At 42.9% G+C, this 483-nt stretch carries 1 protein-coding gene; it reads right to left on the reverse strand.

From position 1 onward, the window contains the following. Positions 1-30 precede the first annotated feature (30 nt). A partial coding sequence (locus AB4496_RS26380) for a MaoC family dehydratase (RefSeq protein ID WP_372132851.1) occupies positions 31-483 on the reverse strand: 453 nt, incomplete at its 5' end.

Below are 483 nucleotides of genomic sequence, written 5' to 3' on the forward strand. Positions count from 1 at the left end.
GCTAAAAGCAATTCTACTTATAAAAAAGCTCTAGAAGTGAAGTTGAATCACCGAAACAATCACAGCACCAGGACGACGGATGCCTTCGATTTCTACACGGATTTCGCGTTCAATCTCTAGGCCTTTCTTAATTGGCGTTACTTTTGTTAGCGTACTTTTAGCGCGAACGTTACTGCCCGATTTTACAGGGTATGGGAAACGTACTTGGTTAAGACCAATGTTTACAACCATCTTCGCCGTTGGGAATTGAGATTTGTCAGGATCAACACTGTCTGTCAGTCGAGGAAGCAGAGACAAAGTCAGAAAACCATGTGCAATGGTTGTTTTGAACGGAGAATCTGTTTCAGCCTTAGAAGGCTCTGTATGAATCCACTGCATATCTTCAGTAACGAGGCCAAACTGGTTGATTCTGTCTTGGCTTACATTGATCCAATCACCAGTATGGATCACTTCACCGATCTGCTGTTCAAGCTCATCAAATAC

Origin of the sequence: Vibrio sp. 10N.222.46.A1 (assembly GCF_041473595.1) — a bacterium.
Taxonomy (GTDB): domain Bacteria; phylum Pseudomonadota; class Gammaproteobacteria; order Enterobacterales; family Vibrionaceae; genus Vibrio; species Vibrio tasmaniensis_A.